The following is a 16,498-nucleotide window of genomic DNA, read 5'->3' on the forward strand; positions in this document are numbered from 1 at the left end:
GTTCTTAAGGAAGTGTTGCCGGCGCCAAAAAGGCGGACGCGGCCCGTCGTGTGGCATCGTTCAGCATCGCAAATCAGCTGTGAACCGGTGTTGCGCAGGCCATCCAAAGCGTCGCGGCTGCGGGTCAAGAACGAGGCATTCACACTTTCTGACGCTCTGATCGCTCACATTTGAAGCAGAGGAACATAAAAGTTTACTGGTATTAATAGAAAATATACCAAAGTTCGTTATGCTGAGTGGCACATGTAGTGTATGCTATCAGTAAAAGATATCCGACGCCGAGGCCCTTGGCGCCAGTCAAAATCCCTCTACCGTTAAGGGAGAGAGGGATGCTGGGTCGGGAGACGGCCACGAGCGCCGAGCAGAACCCAAAGACCACACTTAACGCGGACACCTCAACGGCCCTCGTCAGGCTACCCTGTTCGCGTGGAATCCCAGAACCCAGGAGGACGGGTAACGACGTTAACCAGGAGGCGAGACCCCGATGAATAAAGTTGCAGAGCTTTTTGCAGAGGCCTATGGCCAGACGCGCGAGCAGGAAATGTCTTTGCAGGACTATCTCACGGCCTGTCGCGATGATCCCAGCATGTACGCCAATGTCGCGGAACGCATGCTGAAGGCGATCGGCGACGAGGAACTGGTTGACACATCAAAGGACGCCCGGCTGGGGCCGATCTTCCAGAACCGGACGATCAAACGCTATTCCGCTTTCAAGGATTTCTACGGCATGGAGGACACGGTCGAGCGGATCGTGGGATACTTCCGCCATGCGGCGCAGGGGTTGGAGGAGCGCAAGCAGATCCTCTACCTGCTGGGGCCGGTCGGGGGCGGTAAGTCCTCTTTGGCGGAACGGCTGAAGCGGATCGTCGAGGATCAGCCGATCTACGTGCTGAAAGCCGGCAACGACCTGTCACCAATCTTTGAAAGCCCGCTGGGCCTGTTTGATCCGGTACGGATGGGGCCGATCCTGGAAGAAGAATACGGGATCGCGACCCATCGCCTGCCGGGGCTGATGTCGCCTTGGGCGGTGCAGCGGCTGGACGAGTTCGAGGGCGACATCAACAAGTTTACCGTCGTGCGCCTGCATCCTTCGCGCCTGCGTCGCATCTGTGTCGCCAAAGTGGAGCCGGGGGACGAGAACAATCAGGACATCTCCACCCTGGTCGGCAAGGTCGATATTCGCCAGCTGGAACACTACAGTCAGGACAATCCGGATGCCTACAGCTTTTCCGGCGGTCTGAACCGGGCCACGCAGGGTGTGCTTGAGTTCGTCGAGATGTTCAAAGCGCCGATCAAGATGCTGCACCCGCTGCTGACCGCCACGCAGGAAGGCAACTACATGGGGACCGAGAGTTTCGGCGCGATCCCCTTCAACGGCCTGATCCTGGCGCATTCCAACGAGAGCGAATGGCAGCAGTTCAAGAACAACAAGAACAACGAGGCCTTTATCGACCGGGTGTCGATCGTGAAGGTGCCGTATTGTCTGCGGGTTTCGGACGAGGCGAAGATCTACGAAAAGCTGATCCAGAACTCCGAGCTGCGCGAAGCGCCCTGTGCGCCGGAAACCCTCAAGATCCTCAGCCGGTTCTCGGTGCTGACACGACTGAAGCCGCATGAGAACTCAAATCTCTACTCCAAGATGCGGGTCTATGACGGCGAGAGCCTGAAAGACACCGACCCCAAGGCCAAGACCGTACAGGAATATCAGGACCGCGCCGGCGTCGACGAAGGCATGAACGGGGTTTCCACCCGCTTTGCCTTCAAGGTGCTGTCGTCGGTGTTCAACCATGACACCAAAGAGGTCGCAGCCGATCCGGTGCATCTGATGTATGTGCTGGAAGGGATGATCAAGCGCGAACAATTCCCGCAGGAGACGGAACAGAAATACCTGGAGTTCATCAAGACCGAGCTTGCGCCGCGCTACGAGGAGTTCATCGGCAACGAGATCCAGAAGGCCTATCTGGAGAGTTATACCGAATACGGTCAGAACGTCTTTGACCGCTATATCTCTTATGCGGACGCCTGGATCGAAGAGCAGGACTATAAAGACCCCGATACCGGGCAGCTCTACGATCGCGAGGTGCTGGACGCGGAACTGTCGAAGATCGAAAAGCCGGTCGGCATCGCCAATCCCAAGGATTTCCGCAACGAGGTTGTGAAATTTGCCCTGCGGCACCGCGCCAACACCGGCTCGAACCCGGCGTGGAACTCCTATGAGAAACTGCGCGATGTGATCGAAAAGCATATGTTCAGCCAGGTCGAGGAACTGCTGCCGGTGATCTCCTTCGGGTCCAAGAAGGACAGCCAGACCGAGAGCAAGCACCAGGAATTCGTCGAACGCATGCGCGAGCATGGCTACACCGATAGGCAGGTCCGACGCCTCGTCGAATGGTACATGCGAGTGAACAAGGCGGGCTAACAGGCGGGAGGTGTCTATATGCACCACTTCATCGACAGGCGCGCAAATCCAAAGGGCAAAAGCTTGGGGAACCGGCAACGGTTCCTCAGACGCGCGCGCGAGAACATCAAGGAACGCGTTGACCGTTCAGTCCGGGAGAAATCCATCGGCAAGGGCGAGAGCGTTCCGGAAAATGGCGAGAAAATCACCATTCCCGCCAAGGGGCTGAAGGAACCGCGCCTGTATCACGGCCCCGGCGGCAATCGCCGCCACGTATTGCCCGGCAACAAGGAGTTTGTTGTGGGCGACACCATCGACCGGCCGCAGGGCGGTGCTGGCGAAGGCGGGCGCAAGGCCTCCGAAGACGGGGAGGGGGATGACGAGTTTTCCTTCACCCTGACGCGGGATGAATACCTTGAAATCCTGTTCGACGGGCTGGAGCTGCCGGATCTGGTGGAAAAGGCCACGGTGGAGACCGAGACCATCGGCACCCGCCGCGCGGGCCTCACCACGGCCGGCACCCCTAACAACCTGAACCTCGTGCGCACCATGCGCAATTCTCTTGGCCGCCGCATCGCCCTGCAGCGCCCCACCACCAAGAGCCAGCGCGACCTGGAAGCGCAGATTGCCGATCTGGAAGCGGTCGAGGCGCGTTCGCCCAGCCAGGAGTCACTGCTGGAGGAGTTGAAGGTCAAACTCGACGGCATCAAGCGCAAGCGCCGCGTGGTCGGTTATATCGACCCGCTGGATCTGCGGTTTGATACCTTTGTCCCGGAAAAGATCCGCAACTCCCGTGCCGTGGTCTTCTGCCTGATGGATGTCTCCGGCTCCATGCAGGAGCGCGAAAAGGATCTGGCCAAACGGTTCTTCCTGTTGCTGCATCTGTTCCTGACGCGCGGCTATGAGCACACCGAAATCGTCTTTGTGCGCCATACCCATTACGCGCAGGAGGTTGATGAGGAGACGTTTTTCTACGCCCGCGAAACCGGCGGGACGATCGTCTCCACCGCGCTGGAAAAGATGAAGGAAATCATCGACGAACGCTACCCGCCGGACGAGTGGAACATCTACGGCGCACAGGCCTCGGACGGGGAGAATTTCGGCAATGACTCGGTGCGTTGCCGCAAGATCCTGACCGAGCAGTTGCTGCCGGTCTGCCAGTTCTACGCCTATGTGGAGATCGTCGAGGAGAGCGCCCAGATGCTGCTCGACAACACCGAGGCGGGCGAGGATCTCTGGCAGAACTACCGGCAGGTCAAGGACAAGGTCGCGCATTTCGAAATGCAGCGCGTGTCCGAACCCGGGCACATCTATCCGATCTTCCGGGAGTTCTTCCTGCCCAAGGTGAAAGGCTAAGCCTCATGCAGACTGCAAAATCCACCGCCACACCGCTGTTTACCGGGCCGGAGTGGACATTCGAGCTGTTGGAAAAGGCCCGCGACGCCATTGAAAAGATCGCGCTTGAGGATCTGGGGTTGGATGTTTACCCGAACCAGATCGAGATCATTTCGGCTGAGCAGATGCTGGATGCCTATTCCTGCGTCGGCCTGCCGCTGATGTATCACCACTGGTCCTTTGGCAAGCATTTCGCCCGTGACGAGGCGCTCTATCGCACCGGGCGGCAGGGGCTGGCCTATGAGATCGTCATCAACTCCAATCCCTGCATCAGCTACAACATGGAAGAAAACACCATGGCGATGCAGACGCTGGTGATGGCGCATGCGGCCTTTGGGCATAACCACTTCTTCAAGAACAACTATCTGTTCCAGCAATGGACCGATGCCGATGGCATCCACGACTATCTGGCCTTCGCCAAGAACTACATCGCCGCCTGCGAGGAACGCTACGGCTATGATGCGGTGGAGGAGGTGCTGGACGCTGCCCATGCGCTGCAATCGCAGGGCGTGTTCCGCTATGGTCGCCCGCCCAAGCCCACCGCCGAAGAGCGCAAGGCCATGCAGCAGATGCGGGAGGCTTATGAAAAAGGCCAAAGCGCGCTTGATATCTGGACCGACGCGACGCTTGGCCTGAAGCGCGACCCCGAGGTGGACGGTGAAGACAGCGGCCATGCCGACCGGCGCAAGCAGATGAACATGCCGCAGGAGAACATTCTCTATTTCCTGGAGAAGCACAGCCCCGTGCTGGCTCCCTGGCAATGCGAAATCCTGCGCATCGTGCGGATGCTGGCGCAGTATTTCTACCCGCAGAAACAGACCAAGGTGATGAACGAGGGCTGCGCCACCTTTGTGCATTACTACATCGTCAACAAGCTCTACGATCAGGGGCTGATCACCCAAGGGGCGTTGATGGAGATCATGCACAGCCACACCAATGTGGTGATGCAGCCCGAGTATGATGATCCCCGCTATTCCGGTATCAACCCCTATGCGCTGGGCTTTGCGATGATGCAGGACATCCGGCGGATCTGCGAGGCGCCCACCGACGAGGATCGCGAGTGGTTCCCGGATATCGCGGGCGATCCGGACTGGCGCGGCGTGTTGCGCAACGCCTGGGCCAACTACCGGGACGAGAGCTTTATCCAGCAATTCCTGTCGCCGCATCTGATCCGCAAGTTCAAGCTGTTCACGCTGACCGACGATGAGACGCATCCGCAGCTGGTGATCAGCCAGATCCACAACCGCGCTGGCTACAGGGCGATCCGGCGTGACCTCGCCAGGCAATACGACCTGGCCTATATCGAGCCGGACATTCAGGTGACGGACGCGGATCTGAAGGGAGATCGGACCCTGAAACTCACCCATCGGGTGCGGGACAATGTGCATCTGGCCGAAGAGGATCGCGACGAAGTTCTCAGGCATCTGCGCCGCTTGTGGGGCTATGATGTCAAGCTCGCCGCCGTCGAGGCAACTGGCCAGACCTGATCCCGCTGCGGCATTGCGCTCTTGTTGCTGCGGTCGTACCCGGGAACGCTTCGGTCAGGGCACGAGGGGCGGATAATGCGGGTGGAGGTCGTCGATCACGACCGGATGGGTGTGCGGCCGCGACGGATGCGCCAACAGATGCGGGTGGTCGTCGGGGAGATCCGGATGCGCGTGGGGCAGGGGGGCGGCGGAGCCGAGCGGCCAGGCCCGGCTCCCTGCGAGAAGGCCGCAACAGCCGATCAGGGCGAGGACCACCAGGATTATCTCCTGCCCGAAATAGGTCATGCCCAGCCCGGCCAGCGGATAGCACAACAGCCAGCACGCGTGAGAGAGCGTGAATTGAGCCGCAAAGACGGCCGCCCGGTCCTCCGGGTGGGCAGAGCGGCGCAACAGGCGCCCCGCCGGCGTCAATGTCCCGGAATAGCCAACGCCCGCGAGAAACCAGCAGAGCAACAGGCCGCTCAGCGTCAGGCCGGCGACAGACCAGACGGCTGTTGCACAGAGGGATGCGCAGCCGAGGGCCGCAAAGCTCTGCATCACCTTGCGATCCTGCAGTTGACCGAGGAGGCCCGGCAGGAACAATGCGGTCAGCATCGAACCGGCGCCGAAGGCGCCAAGCACCAGCGCGACCTCCCCTTCGCCAAGGCCGAGTGACCCGCGCACCATTACCACCGTGTTCACGAACACCATCGAGGAGACCGCCGCAGCCGCCAGCGACAATCCCAGCAAACCACGCAGACGCGGGGTGCGCAGATAGATCCGCAGGCCCCGCGTGGTACGGTCATAAAACCCGCGCGGCGGTTGTGGTCTTGCTGCGGGCAGGCGGACCGAGATCACCAGCAATGCGGAAAGGGCAAAGCCCAATGCGGTGCCGAAGAACAGGGACGGGGCGCTGACAACCGTCAGCAGCAGCGCCGCAAGGGCGGGCGAGGCCAGGGACTCCAGGTCGTAAGCGAGGCGGGACAGGGACAGGGCACGGGTATAGTCCTCTTCATCCGGCAGGATGTCCGGGATTGTGGCCTGAAAGGCCGGCGTGAACCCTGCAGAGGCGGCCTGCAACAGAAAGACCAGCCCATAGATCTGCCAGACCGAACTGACAAAAGGCAGCCCGAGCACCACGGCGGCCCGGATCAGGTCGAGCATGACCAACCACATCCGCCGCGGAACCCGGTCGGCCAGCGCTGCGGCGATCGGGGCAAGGGTCACATAGCTGATCATCTTAATGGCAAGCGCCGTCCCCAGAACGCTGCCGGCGCGGTCACCGGCAATGTCATAGGCGGCCAGGCCAAGTGCCACCGTGGCCAGCCCAGTCCCCAAAAGCGCAATCACTTGCGCTGCAAAGAGGTGCCGATAGGTCCGGTTGTGGAACAGGTGCAACATGTGAAATCCTGGTGCCCCCTCGGGCGGGGCAGATGCAGCCTGCATCACGGGGAAGAGCGCCGCAAGAGAGCCGGAAGATCAAAAAAGCAGTTAACCCGAGAGAAACGCTGGAGCGCCATCCGCTATGACGCGCAGGCAGGCCGGGATAAGATGCAGGCAGGCGCTGACGGCGCAGCTCTGCGGCTTGGAAACGCGGACCGGGCGAACGGTCCGCGCTATTTTTGGGCCCTTGCGGGGGCAGGCGGCGTCGCGCCTCCGCGTGGATCAGAACTCCACGACGGCCCGGATCGACTTGCCCTCATGCATCAGCTCGAATCCTTCGTTGATCTGATCGAGGGTCAGCTTGTGCGTGATCATCGGATCGATCTCGATCTTGCCGTCCATGTACCAATCGACGATTTTCGGCACATCGGTGCGGCCGGAGGCGCCGCCAAAGGCGGTGCCACGCCAGGAGCGGCCGGTGACCAGCTGGAACGGACGGGTGGAGATCTCGGCCCCGGCAGGTGCAACACCGATGATGATGCTTTCGCCCCAGCCCTTGTGCGCGGCTTCCAGTGCGGTGCGCATCACGTTGACGTTGCCGGTGGCATCAAAGGTGTAATCGGCACCGCCGCCGGTGAGTTCAACCAGATGCGCCACCAGATCGCCGGTCACCTCGGAGGGGTTCACAAAATCGGTCATGCCGAATTTCTCGGCCATTGCGACCTTGCCGGGGTTGAGGTCGACGCCGACGATCTGATCCGCACCGGCCAGACGCAGGCCCTGGATCACATTGAGGCCGATGCCGCCGAGGCCAAACACGATGGCGGTGGAGCCGATTTCGACCTTGGCGGTATTGATGACCGCACCAATGCCGGTGGTCACGCCGCAGCCGATGTAGCAGACCTTGTCGAAGGGTGCGTCATTCCGGATTTTTGCCAGCGCGATCTCCGGCACCACGGTGTGGTTGGCGAAGGTGGAGCAGCCCATGTAGTGGTGGATCGGGGTGCCGTCCTCCAGCGAGAAGCGGGTGGTGCCATCGGGCAGAAGACCCTGACCCTGCGTCGAGCGGATGGCCTGACACAGGTTGGTCTTGGGGTTGAGGCAGTAATCACACTCGCGGCACTCTGGCGTATAGAGCGGGATCACGTGATCGCCGGGTTTCAGGCTTTTGACGCCTTCGCCCACCTCGATCACCACACCGGCGCCCTCATGGCCGAGGATCGCCGGGAAGATGCCTTCGGGGTCATCGCCGGAGCGGGTGAATTCGTCGGTGTGGCACAGGCCGGTGGCCTTGATCTCTACCAGAACCTCGCCCGCCTTGGGGCCTTCGAGGTTCACTTCCATAATTTCCAGCGGCTTGCCTGCTTCGAGAGCCACTGCGGCGCGGGTCTTGATCATCGCTTTGTCCTTCTTCTCAGACTTTTCAGGCCGTTACGCGCGTGCGCTGCCTGCTCCCGGAGCAAGCCTGCACGCGCAGATCCGGCCGGTTTGGTCGCCGGGGCGACCGTGTTCCACGGGGCTGTCGGGCACTGTGCGGATTTCTTAACAGCTACATCACGCCACGGGGCGTGCGCAACTGTCGAAAGCCGGGGCGCTCGTGCATCGTCAGGATGATCTATAGCGGGCGCAGGCGGGGCGGGTGGTGCTTAAAACCGACAGAAGCGTCATTCCCTGCGTCATGCCCCGCCATTGCGCTCAAGTTTCCGTGGAGTGGCTTGAGATTACCGGCGGTCGCGTCCATCTTGGCAGACAGGCGCGCGGCGGATGAAAGCCGGGCGCGGGGCAAGCGTTTGGGAGGCAAAGACAGATGAATATCGGTGATGTGGCGGCCAGGTCGGGATTGCCGGCCAAGACGATCCGCTACTATGAGGACATCGGTCTGATACGTCCCAACCGCAGCGCCAATGGCTATCGCTGCTTTGAGGAGCGCCACCTGCACAAGCTGGCGTTTCTGGGCCGGGCACGGGCGCTGGGGTTCTCCATCGAGGATTGTCGGGTCCTGCTTGGGCTTTACGAGGATGAAACGCGCGCCAGCGCGGACGTAAAGCAATTGGCTCAGGCGCATTTGACCAAGATCGAGGCAAAGATCGCCGACCTTGAGGCCATGCGCGAGACTTTGCGAGAGTTGATCACCTGTTGTGCCGGCGACAATCGCCCGGATTGTCCGATCCTGAAAGACCTGTCTGGCGATTGCGAGGACACGGGCTGAATGCTGCGTTTCCTCTTGCGGAGGCAGCCGGCCGGTTGATGGCAGTGCGTGATGGCGACCGGGGGAGCTCCCGCCCGTCGGGGGTGCATCTGAGATGCACCGCCCTCCCGTTGGGCCGGGCGCCGCGCCCTATGGGCGCGGCGGGGGCGCGTCCGGATCGGAGGCCTGTGCCTGATCCGCAAGGTTCGCCTGATCCGCGAGGTCTGCCGGCCAGAACGGGTTCGACCAGGCGCGTTTGCCGGCGCGGTCAATGACCGTCACACGCAACCACGGGCTCTGGGCCAATTGGCCAAGCGCAATGGTGGCCTCTGTCAGGCTGCTTCCGGTGACCATGGTTGATGCATTGCCCGGCGCTTGCACGATAACCGTGGTGGCCGCAGAGCATTTGACGCGGACGCGGCCGTTCTCATACCAGATGCCGTGGATCTCCGGTCCCTGAGAGGAGTAGAACAACCCCGCCTTCAGGGCGTCCAAGAGGGCCTCGGGCGTGTTTTCGCGGGCCTTCACCATGACCCAGCCGCCAAAGGCATCCGGTGCCTTGAAATGGGCGTCATCCGTCGCGATCAGGGTCAACCTGCGCCCTTCGGACAACAGCAGATCCAGCGTCGGCATGCCGGTGCCCCGGTCTGCAAAGCTGTGCGACTCGTGGTTGTAGATCTCCACCGCATGGGCTGCTGTAATGCTGCGGGCATCCGCCATCGTCAGCCCCGACCATTGCGGGTGGGCGAGGGCGACAAATGCACCTGCCTTGCGGGCGCGCTCGGCGATCTCCGGTCCGGTTTCCTGGCCCAGGACCGGCTGGAAATCCGGGGAATGCGACGGTTCGAAATCGGCCGGGAGCCCGACCGCCAGAAGGTGCCACAGCGCGCCGTTTTCCTGTGCGCCCGAGTGCAATTCAGCTCCCAGGAGCGTGGTGAAATTTTCGTCCCGATAGGGTGTCGTGTCGGTGATTGGGTAGTTCCAGCGTCCAACGAAGTGATCGGTGAGCGCGATGAAATCATAGCCTTCTGCCTTGTATCTTCTGCAGACCTCTTGTGGCGGCAAGGCGCCGTCGGTCATGTCTGAATGCGTGTGCAGGTTGCCGCGGAAGAAGCGGCCGGGCGTGTCGAAGGGGGGCAGTTGCATGCGGCTCTCATCTGGTCTGATCGTCAATTCCGCCCCTCTACAGGGGGACTGCAACAGGTGCATGACGCATTCATGACACGGCAAAGGCTTCTGCGTTGCCTGAACCGAGGGGGATCGCGTGCGCCCGGAGCGCGTGCCCGGGGCGCATGACTGATGAAAGAGGGGGAGGCGGGAGGAGCCACGCCCGACCAGTCCCGCAGCGTGCCGACGCACTCTGCGATGCACCGGCAGGCCGGTACAGATGCGCCCCGTCCCGCAAGCTCGGCTTGCGAGAGGGCAAAGCGCGCGGTGCCACGGCACCGTTGGGAAGCGGCACCCGCATCGGGAATGGAGGAGACCGGCGGGGCCACATCGCGCGGGCGCTGCCATACGCATTCCAAACCTCAGGTGCAAGTGACGGACTGGGGTGTGCGCGCTGTCGGGGCTCAGTCCTAGATCTGCTGGCAGAGGTGGCCTAGGTCTGCTGGCAGACGTGGGGTGTCTGGATGATTTGGAGAACCACAGTTCCCGCCGCGGCCCCGCACAAGCGTGGGGTAAAGCAACCCTAGCGCCTGTAGACCCGGCGATATCCGGGTATCTGCCGTGGTCGACCGTTAATAATACGCGAAAATTTTCCGGATGGAGGCCAAAGGGTACCATCAAACCCGCGGGTTCGATGGGGTCCGGGCTGGCGACAACGCTCACGGAGGAGAAGGTAAGGGGCCGAAGGCGTCTGTCCGGAGCCTCGCTCAATTCGGGATTCAAAAAACCAAACGAACATTCAATAAATATGAAAAATCATATACATCAACGCCTTTTGCGATGCAGCATTCCTTCAGGTTGCGGGTCTGAAGTTTCAATAAACAATCTAAGGTTGTTAAATACTTGAGCGCGTTAATTATTCGCGCCATCTGTTTACAGACCGTTAACCCGCTGAAAGTGCTGTGTTTTGTTTTCAATTATTTTTCTGTTGGTGATCTCGGGTTTTGGTGCTTTAATGATTCACGTGAAGTTGCTAATGTGCAATTTGTGAGTGTTTTGCCATAGTGGCTCTAGTAACTTGTATGGCGAGAGTGTCCAATGGTTGTAGTTTTGAAAGTCCGTCAGTACGGCGCGTTTGGTGTATTCAGGCCAGATGGGGAACCCATTCAACTCGGTGCGAAGCATCAGGCGCTCATGGCGCTTCTGATCACCGCCGAAGACGGGATCCGAACACGCGCATTCCTGGAACACACCCTGTGGAGCTTTGCGCAGCCCGAACAGGCCAAGGCAAGCCTGCGCACTGCGCTGTCCACTTTACGAAAACATATCGGTCCCTCGGCGTCCGCCGCTCTGACTGCAAATCGAGAGCGCGTCACGCTCAATCTCGATATGGTCGAGGTGGAAAATGATCCCAGCCGTGGTGTGTTTATGGAAGGTTTTGAATTGCCCCATGAGCATGCATTTGCGGAATGGCTGACCGAAATGCGGGATCAATCGCAGGGGCGCAGTGCTGCGCCGCAGGACCCGCCCTGGGGACCGCGTGACCGCAGTCGCGTCATTCTGGATGAATTGTTGCCCTCGATTGCGGTGCTGCCATTTATGCAGCGCTCTCCGGGCGGCTCGAATGCGCCGTTGGGGGCGATCCTGTCCGAGGAATTGTCACGACACCTGTCGCGAAGTCAGGCCTTCTCCGTGACCTCCTACATGGCGTCCCGCCAGTTCAGCCTGGAGGAGGTGCGCCCGGCCGAAGTGTCGTCGGTGGCGGGCGTCAGTTACCTAGTCTCCGGTTCGGTGTTCCTCAACGGCCATGACTACATTGCGCAGATCGATCTGCACGACTCGCACCGGGAAAAGGTGATCTGGTCACGGGAATTCCGCGGTAGCCTGTCAGGCCTGTTGATGGGGCAGAGCACGGCGCTGCGCGAGGCCACCAGCCAGATCGGCCAGACCGTCGTTGGCGAAGCTGTGCGGCTGGTCAGTTTCCGCCCCTTGTCGAACCTGGCCAACCACACATTGCTGATGGCGGCGATCGTGATGATGCAGAGCAAGCATCTGGATCAGTTCGAGAAATCCAACGAGATCCTGGATACGTTGATGGAGCGCGAAATGCACCATCCGGTGGTGCTGACCTGGGCCGGGATCTGGCATGTGATGCGGGTGCAAAAGGGCCTGTCGGAGGATCGTCACAAGAGCACGCTGATGGCGGAGAACCTCGCCAATGCCGCCTTGGCGCAGGACCCGGCGTTCTCGCTGGCGCATACGCTGAAGGGCATGATCGCCAGCTATCTGACCTTTGATTTCGACACTGCGCAGTATTCCTATGACAAGGCGTTGCAGGACAATCCGAACGAAGCACTGGCGTTGCTTCTGAAAGGGGCCACCCGGGCCATGCAGAACCACCCCGACGAGGGGCTGCGCCTGACCGAGGCCGCGCGCAAGCTGACGCCGCTTGGCCCGCAGCGCTACTATTTCGACTCGCTCGCGGCATCGGTCAATCTTGCTGCGCGGGACTATGATCGTGCGATCGAGCTTGCCGATCAGTCTCTTCAGGAGAACGACAGCTATCCGGCCACGTTGCGCACCAAGGCGATCGCGTTGCAAATGTCGGGACGCGGCCAGGAGGCGCGGGATGTGGTGGAATGCCTGATGAAGGTGACCCCGGATTTCTGCCTGTCACGCTACATGCAGGAACATGCCGCTGCGTTCACGCCGTCCGGACAGGATTGGGTCAGTGCGCTGCGCGAGGCGGGTGTCCCGGAGTGATCTTACCTTCGCCACCTGAGCGATATCTCTGCTGGAACGGGAGCCTTCGGGCTCCTGTTTTCTATCGCACAATGTGTCTGGTTTCCGGAATGTGATCGCAGGTTCGGTGCTGTTAGGGGTCTGATTCCAATGAATAAGCCGTGGGTTTCCTGTGCCGCGTGCTTTTTTTGCGAAAAACCCCTTGCAGCCCCTCTCAACAGATATTAGAAGGCCCCTCACAGACAGTGTTGGGATGTAGCCAAGTGGTAAGGCAACTGTTTTTGGTACAGTGTACCGTAGGTTCGAATCCTACCATCCCAGCCACCAACTCCTGAACATCGTAGCAAGACTGTCGCCAAGAACCGGTGACCGGAATGCCCCCGTTAAGTGCTTCAGTTTACTGGCTCGGGTGAGGATGCATTGATTTCCGCCACAGCGCGTGATTCACGGCCTCGAGAATGGAGCGGTGACAGGTCTGATTTCTTCTGGCTGATCGACGCGCAGGTGGCGTGATCGAAACCTGTCTTTCCGAAACCTCATGGCAAGCCTCGGGTCGATGACAGGCGAGTATTGAGTGGGATTATCTTCATCGTTCGCAATGGCTTGCGTTGGCGCGACGCTCCTGCTGCCTAAGGTCGAAACAAGACGCTTTACAACCGCTGGAAGCGTTGGAGCGAGAATAGTATCTTCGCGCGGATGATGTTCGGGCTGGCTACGGCCCACGGCGAACAGAAGGCTGTGATGATCCCTCTCGTTGATTGCTTCGCAATCAACGAGAGGGTAGGTGCGTACAGCAACGGCACGACGGCGCGACGGCCCTCGGCTGGTTCCGCAGCTTCAAGCTATGAACCGTGCACTCCCTCCATACGCGAAAGGCGCCGGAGCATCTGCTCCGGCGCCTCTATCACCGTTTGTCAGAGATCAGAACAGAGGTACCGGCGATAGGTATCGCTCTTTACAGCCCCGCGCAGGTTTATGCTTTCGTTTGCGCCTGCATCTGCATTCTCTGACGTCTCGCCGGAACGATCAGCCCCTCAGCTCAGTGGCTTTGACACAAACCTAGTGTGTCCAGGGGCCGCGGCGGTTGGTGGCGAAGTTCTCGCCATAGCCGCCGGCGCGCAGGTTGGGCTTGCGGGTCTTGGGCTCTTGTACCTCAACGTCGATGCCGTGATCCTCGGCATATTCCAGGGCTTCTTCCTTGCTGTCGAACTTCAGGCGCACCTGGCTTTGGGTGTCGGAGGAGGAGGTCCAGCCCATCAGCGGGTCGACTTCGCGCGCGCTGGCCGGGGCGTATTCCAGCACCCATTTCCGCGTCTTGGCCATACCAGAGGTCATGGCGTTTCGAGCTGGCCGGTAAATCCGCGCGCGCATGGCTGTCTCCTCAAGAAGATTCCTTTGCCTCTATATGCGATGGATGCAGCGGCGCGGCAAGATTGCAAATGTCACGGATCGGGATGGCGTTGTGCTGGCGCCACCCCGCGATCCGGCGGGCAGGGGATGTTTGACTTGCCCCTTGAAGTGGAACAAAAACGGACCAAACTCTGTCTGCGTGCCCGACAAGGAGTCGCTGATGCCCTACGCCCATTCCGACAAGACCCTGCCAATGATGGCTGACCGCGCGCCGGAGCGACGCGAGAAGCTGGAAGGGGGCAAGAAATTCATCATGCAGACGGCTTTTGCGCCGGCAGGCGATCAGCCAACAGCGATCGCCGAACTGAGCCAGGGCGTCCTGGGCGGCGAGCGCGATCAGGTGCTGCTGGGGGCGACCGGGACCGGCAAGACCTTTACCATGGCCAAGGTGATTGAGGAAACGCAGCGTCCGGCGATCATCCTTGCGCCCAACAAGACCCTGGCAGCGCAGCTTTATGGCGAGTTCAAGGGCTTCTTTCCGGAGAACGCGGTCGAGTATTTCGTCTCGTTCTACGACTACTACCAGCCCGAGGCCTATGTGCCGCGCTCGGACACCTACATCGAGAAGGAAAGCCAGATCAACGAACAGATCGACCGGATGCGCCACTCGGCGACGCGGGCGCTGCTGGAGCGCGATGACGTCATTATCATTGCGTCGGTGTCCTGCATCTACGGGATCGGCTCGGTCGAGACCTATTCGGCGATGACGCAGGATCTGGTGGTCGGGAAGGATTACGACCAGCGCCAGATCATGGCCGATCTGGTGGCCCAGCAATACAAACGCAACGATCAGGCGTTTCAGCGCGGCTCTTTCCGGGTGCGGGGCGACACGCTGGAGATCTTTCCGGCACACCTTGAGGATCGGGCGTGGAAGCTGTCGTTTTTTGGTGAAGAACTGGAAGCGATCACCGAATTCGATCCGCTGACCGGCGAACGCACCGGCAGTTTCGAGAAAATCCGTGTTTATGCGAACTCCCACTATGTGACGCCCAAGCCGACGCTCAATCAGGCGGTGATCTCGATCAAGAATGAGCTGCGCCAGCGGCTTGATAATCTGGTGAGCGAGGGCAAGCTTCTGGAGGCGCAGAGGCTGGAGCAGCGCACCAACTTTGATATCGAGATGCTGGAGGCGACGGGCCACTGCAACGGGATCGAGAACTATTCGCGGTACCTGACCGGGCGCGCTCCGGGGGAGCCGCCGCCAACGCTGTTCGAGTTCATCCCCGACAACGCCATCGTCTTTGCCGATGAGAGCCATGTGTCGGTGCCGCAGATCGGTGGCATGTACAAAGGCGACCATCGGCGCAAGTTCACGCTGGCCGAGCATGGCTTCCGCCTGCCGTCCTGCATGGACAACCGGCCACTGAAATTCGAGGAATGGGACGCCATGCGCCCGCAGTCGGTTTTTGTTTCGGCAACGCCTGCCGCCTGGGAGCTGGAGCAATCCGGCGGTGTGTTCTCGGAGCAGGTGATCCGACCCACCGGGCTGCTGGACCCGGAGGTGGAGATCCGCCCGGTGGACATGCAGGTCGACGACCTGCTGGACGAGATCCGCAAGGTCTCGGCCAACGGCTATCGGACGCTCGCCACGGTGCTGACCAAACGCATGGCGGAGGACCTGACCGAATACCTGCACGAACAGGGCATCAAGGTGCGCTACATGCACAGTGACATCGACACGCTGGAACGGATCGAGATCCTGCGCGATCTGCGGCTGGGGGCGTTTGACGTGCTGGTCGGGATCAACCTTCTGCGTGAGGGGCTCGACATCCCGGAATGCGGGCTGGTGGCCATTCTCGATGCCGACAAGGAAGGGTTCCTGCGCTCGGAAACCTCGTTGATCCAGACCATCGGACGCGCGGCGCGCAATGCCGACGGCAAGGTCGTCATGTATGCCGACCGGGTCACCGGATCCATGGAGCGGGCGATCGGGGAAACCAACCGCCGTCGAGAAAAGCAGATCGCCTACAATACGGAACATGGCATCACGCCAGAGACCGTGCGCAAGAATGTCGATGACGTACTGGCCGGTCTCTATGAGGGTGATACCGATATGTCTCGGGTCACGGCGACGGTGGACAAGCCGCTGCATGGCGCGAATTTCGAAGCCCACCTGGCCGGGCTGCGCGAACAGATGCGCAAGGCGGCGGAGAACCTCGAATTCGAAGAGGCCGCGCGCCTGCGTGACGAGGTCAAGCGGCTGGAAGCGGTTGATCTTGCCATCGCCGACGATCCGCTGGCCCGCCAATCTGCGGTTGATGCCGCGGCGGAACAGGCGACCAAGACCCGGGGTCGCTCCACTGCGGGACGTCCGGGGCAGCGTGGCGGCAACGTGAAGCGGCGCGGTCGCTGACGTGCCGGATCAACGGCCGCGCGCCTCGGCAATGCACCAGAGCGCGCGGTTGGCGC

General features: G+C 60.9%; 10 protein-coding genes, 1 tRNA gene and 1 pseudogene. 8 read left to right on the forward strand and 4 right to left on the reverse strand.

Annotation, left to right across the window (positions count from 1 at the left end; all coding sequences use genetic code 11):
* The first annotated feature begins 484 nt into the window (after positions 1-484).
* From MHM88_RS14810 to MHM88_RS14820, 3 genes are read left to right on the forward strand one after another with little or no spacing between them, the layout of a single operon-like run.
* A complete protein-coding gene (locus MHM88_RS14810; protein ID WP_239323188.1) occupies positions 485-2,419 on the forward strand; it encodes a PrkA family serine protein kinase in 1,935 nt (644 codons plus the stop codon).
* Between the two features lie 18 nt (positions 2,420-2,437).
* Positions 2,438-3,754, forward strand: a complete 1,317-nt coding sequence (locus MHM88_RS14815) for a YeaH/YhbH family protein (RefSeq protein WP_239366838.1) — start codon at positions 2,438-2,440, stop codon at positions 3,752-3,754.
* A 5-nt stretch (positions 3,755-3,759) separates the two neighbouring features.
* Positions 3,760-5,280 carry a SpoVR family protein gene (locus MHM88_RS14820; RefSeq protein WP_239366841.1) on the forward strand — a complete coding sequence of 507 codons (1,521 nt, stop codon included), beginning with the start codon at positions 3,760-3,762 and terminating at the stop codon, positions 5,278-5,280.
* Positions 5,281-5,334: 54 nt separating this feature from the next.
* Here MHM88_RS14820 and MHM88_RS14825 read toward each other — a convergent pair whose 3' ends face one another.
* Both MHM88_RS14825 and MHM88_RS14830 read right to left on the reverse strand, forming a co-directional pair.
* A complete protein-coding gene (locus tag MHM88_RS14825) occupies positions 5,335-6,660 on the reverse strand; it encodes an MFS transporter (RefSeq protein WP_239366844.1) in 1,326 nt (441 codons plus the stop codon).
* A gap of 264 nt (positions 6,661-6,924) precedes the next feature.
* On the reverse strand, positions 6,925-8,037 hold the full coding sequence (locus MHM88_RS14830) for an S-(hydroxymethyl)glutathione dehydrogenase/class III alcohol dehydrogenase (protein ID WP_239367108.1): 1,113 nt from the start codon (positions 8,035-8,037) through the stop codon (positions 6,925-6,927).
* 412 nt (positions 8,038-8,449) lie between these two features.
* Between MHM88_RS14830 and cueR the strand changes: the two genes are divergently transcribed.
* Entirely contained in the window at positions 8,450-8,851 is a 402-nt protein-coding gene (gene cueR / locus MHM88_RS14835; RefSeq protein ID WP_239323184.1) for a Cu(I)-responsive transcriptional regulator, read from the forward strand.
* Positions 8,852-8,980: 129 nt separating this feature from the next.
* Here the strand turns inward: cueR and MHM88_RS14840 are convergent, their stop codons facing one another.
* Positions 8,981-9,976 (reverse strand): CehA/McbA family metallohydrolase, encoded by a 996-nt coding sequence (locus MHM88_RS14840; RefSeq protein WP_239366858.1) that lies wholly within the window; start codon positions 9,974-9,976, stop codon positions 8,981-8,983.
* A 1,059-nt stretch (positions 9,977-11,035) separates the two neighbouring features.
* Between MHM88_RS14840 and MHM88_RS14845 the strand changes: the two genes are divergently transcribed.
* The 3 genes and pseudogenes from MHM88_RS14845 to MHM88_RS14855 form a co-directional block, all read left to right on the forward strand.
* Positions 11,036-12,700, forward strand: a complete 1,665-nt coding sequence (locus tag MHM88_RS14845) for a transcriptional regulator (RefSeq protein ID WP_239323182.1) — start codon at positions 11,036-11,038, stop codon at positions 12,698-12,700.
* 228 nt (positions 12,701-12,928) lie between these two features.
* Positions 12,929-13,003, forward strand: a tRNA-Gln gene (locus MHM88_RS14850).
* Between the two features lie 99 nt (positions 13,004-13,102).
* Positions 13,103-13,426 (forward strand): annotated as a pseudogene (locus MHM88_RS14855) (transposase); the annotation flags it as partial.
* A 312-nt stretch (positions 13,427-13,738) separates the two neighbouring features.
* Here MHM88_RS14855 and MHM88_RS14860 read toward each other — a convergent pair.
* On the reverse strand, positions 13,739-14,050 hold the full coding sequence (locus MHM88_RS14860) for an ETC complex I subunit (RefSeq protein WP_239323181.1): 312 nt from the start codon (positions 14,048-14,050) through the stop codon (positions 13,739-13,741).
* Positions 14,051-14,249: 199 nt separating this feature from the next.
* On the opposite strand from MHM88_RS14860, the gene uvrB reads away from it, so the two are divergent.
* Entirely contained in the window at positions 14,250-16,442 is a 2,193-nt protein-coding gene (uvrB, locus tag MHM88_RS14865; protein WP_239366861.1) for an excinuclease ABC subunit UvrB, read from the forward strand.
* Positions 16,443-16,498 lie beyond the last annotated feature (56 nt).

The organism is Epibacterium sp. MM17-32 (assembly GCF_022348205.1).
In the GTDB taxonomy this organism is placed as follows: domain Bacteria; phylum Pseudomonadota; class Alphaproteobacteria; order Rhodobacterales; family Rhodobacteraceae; genus Epibacterium.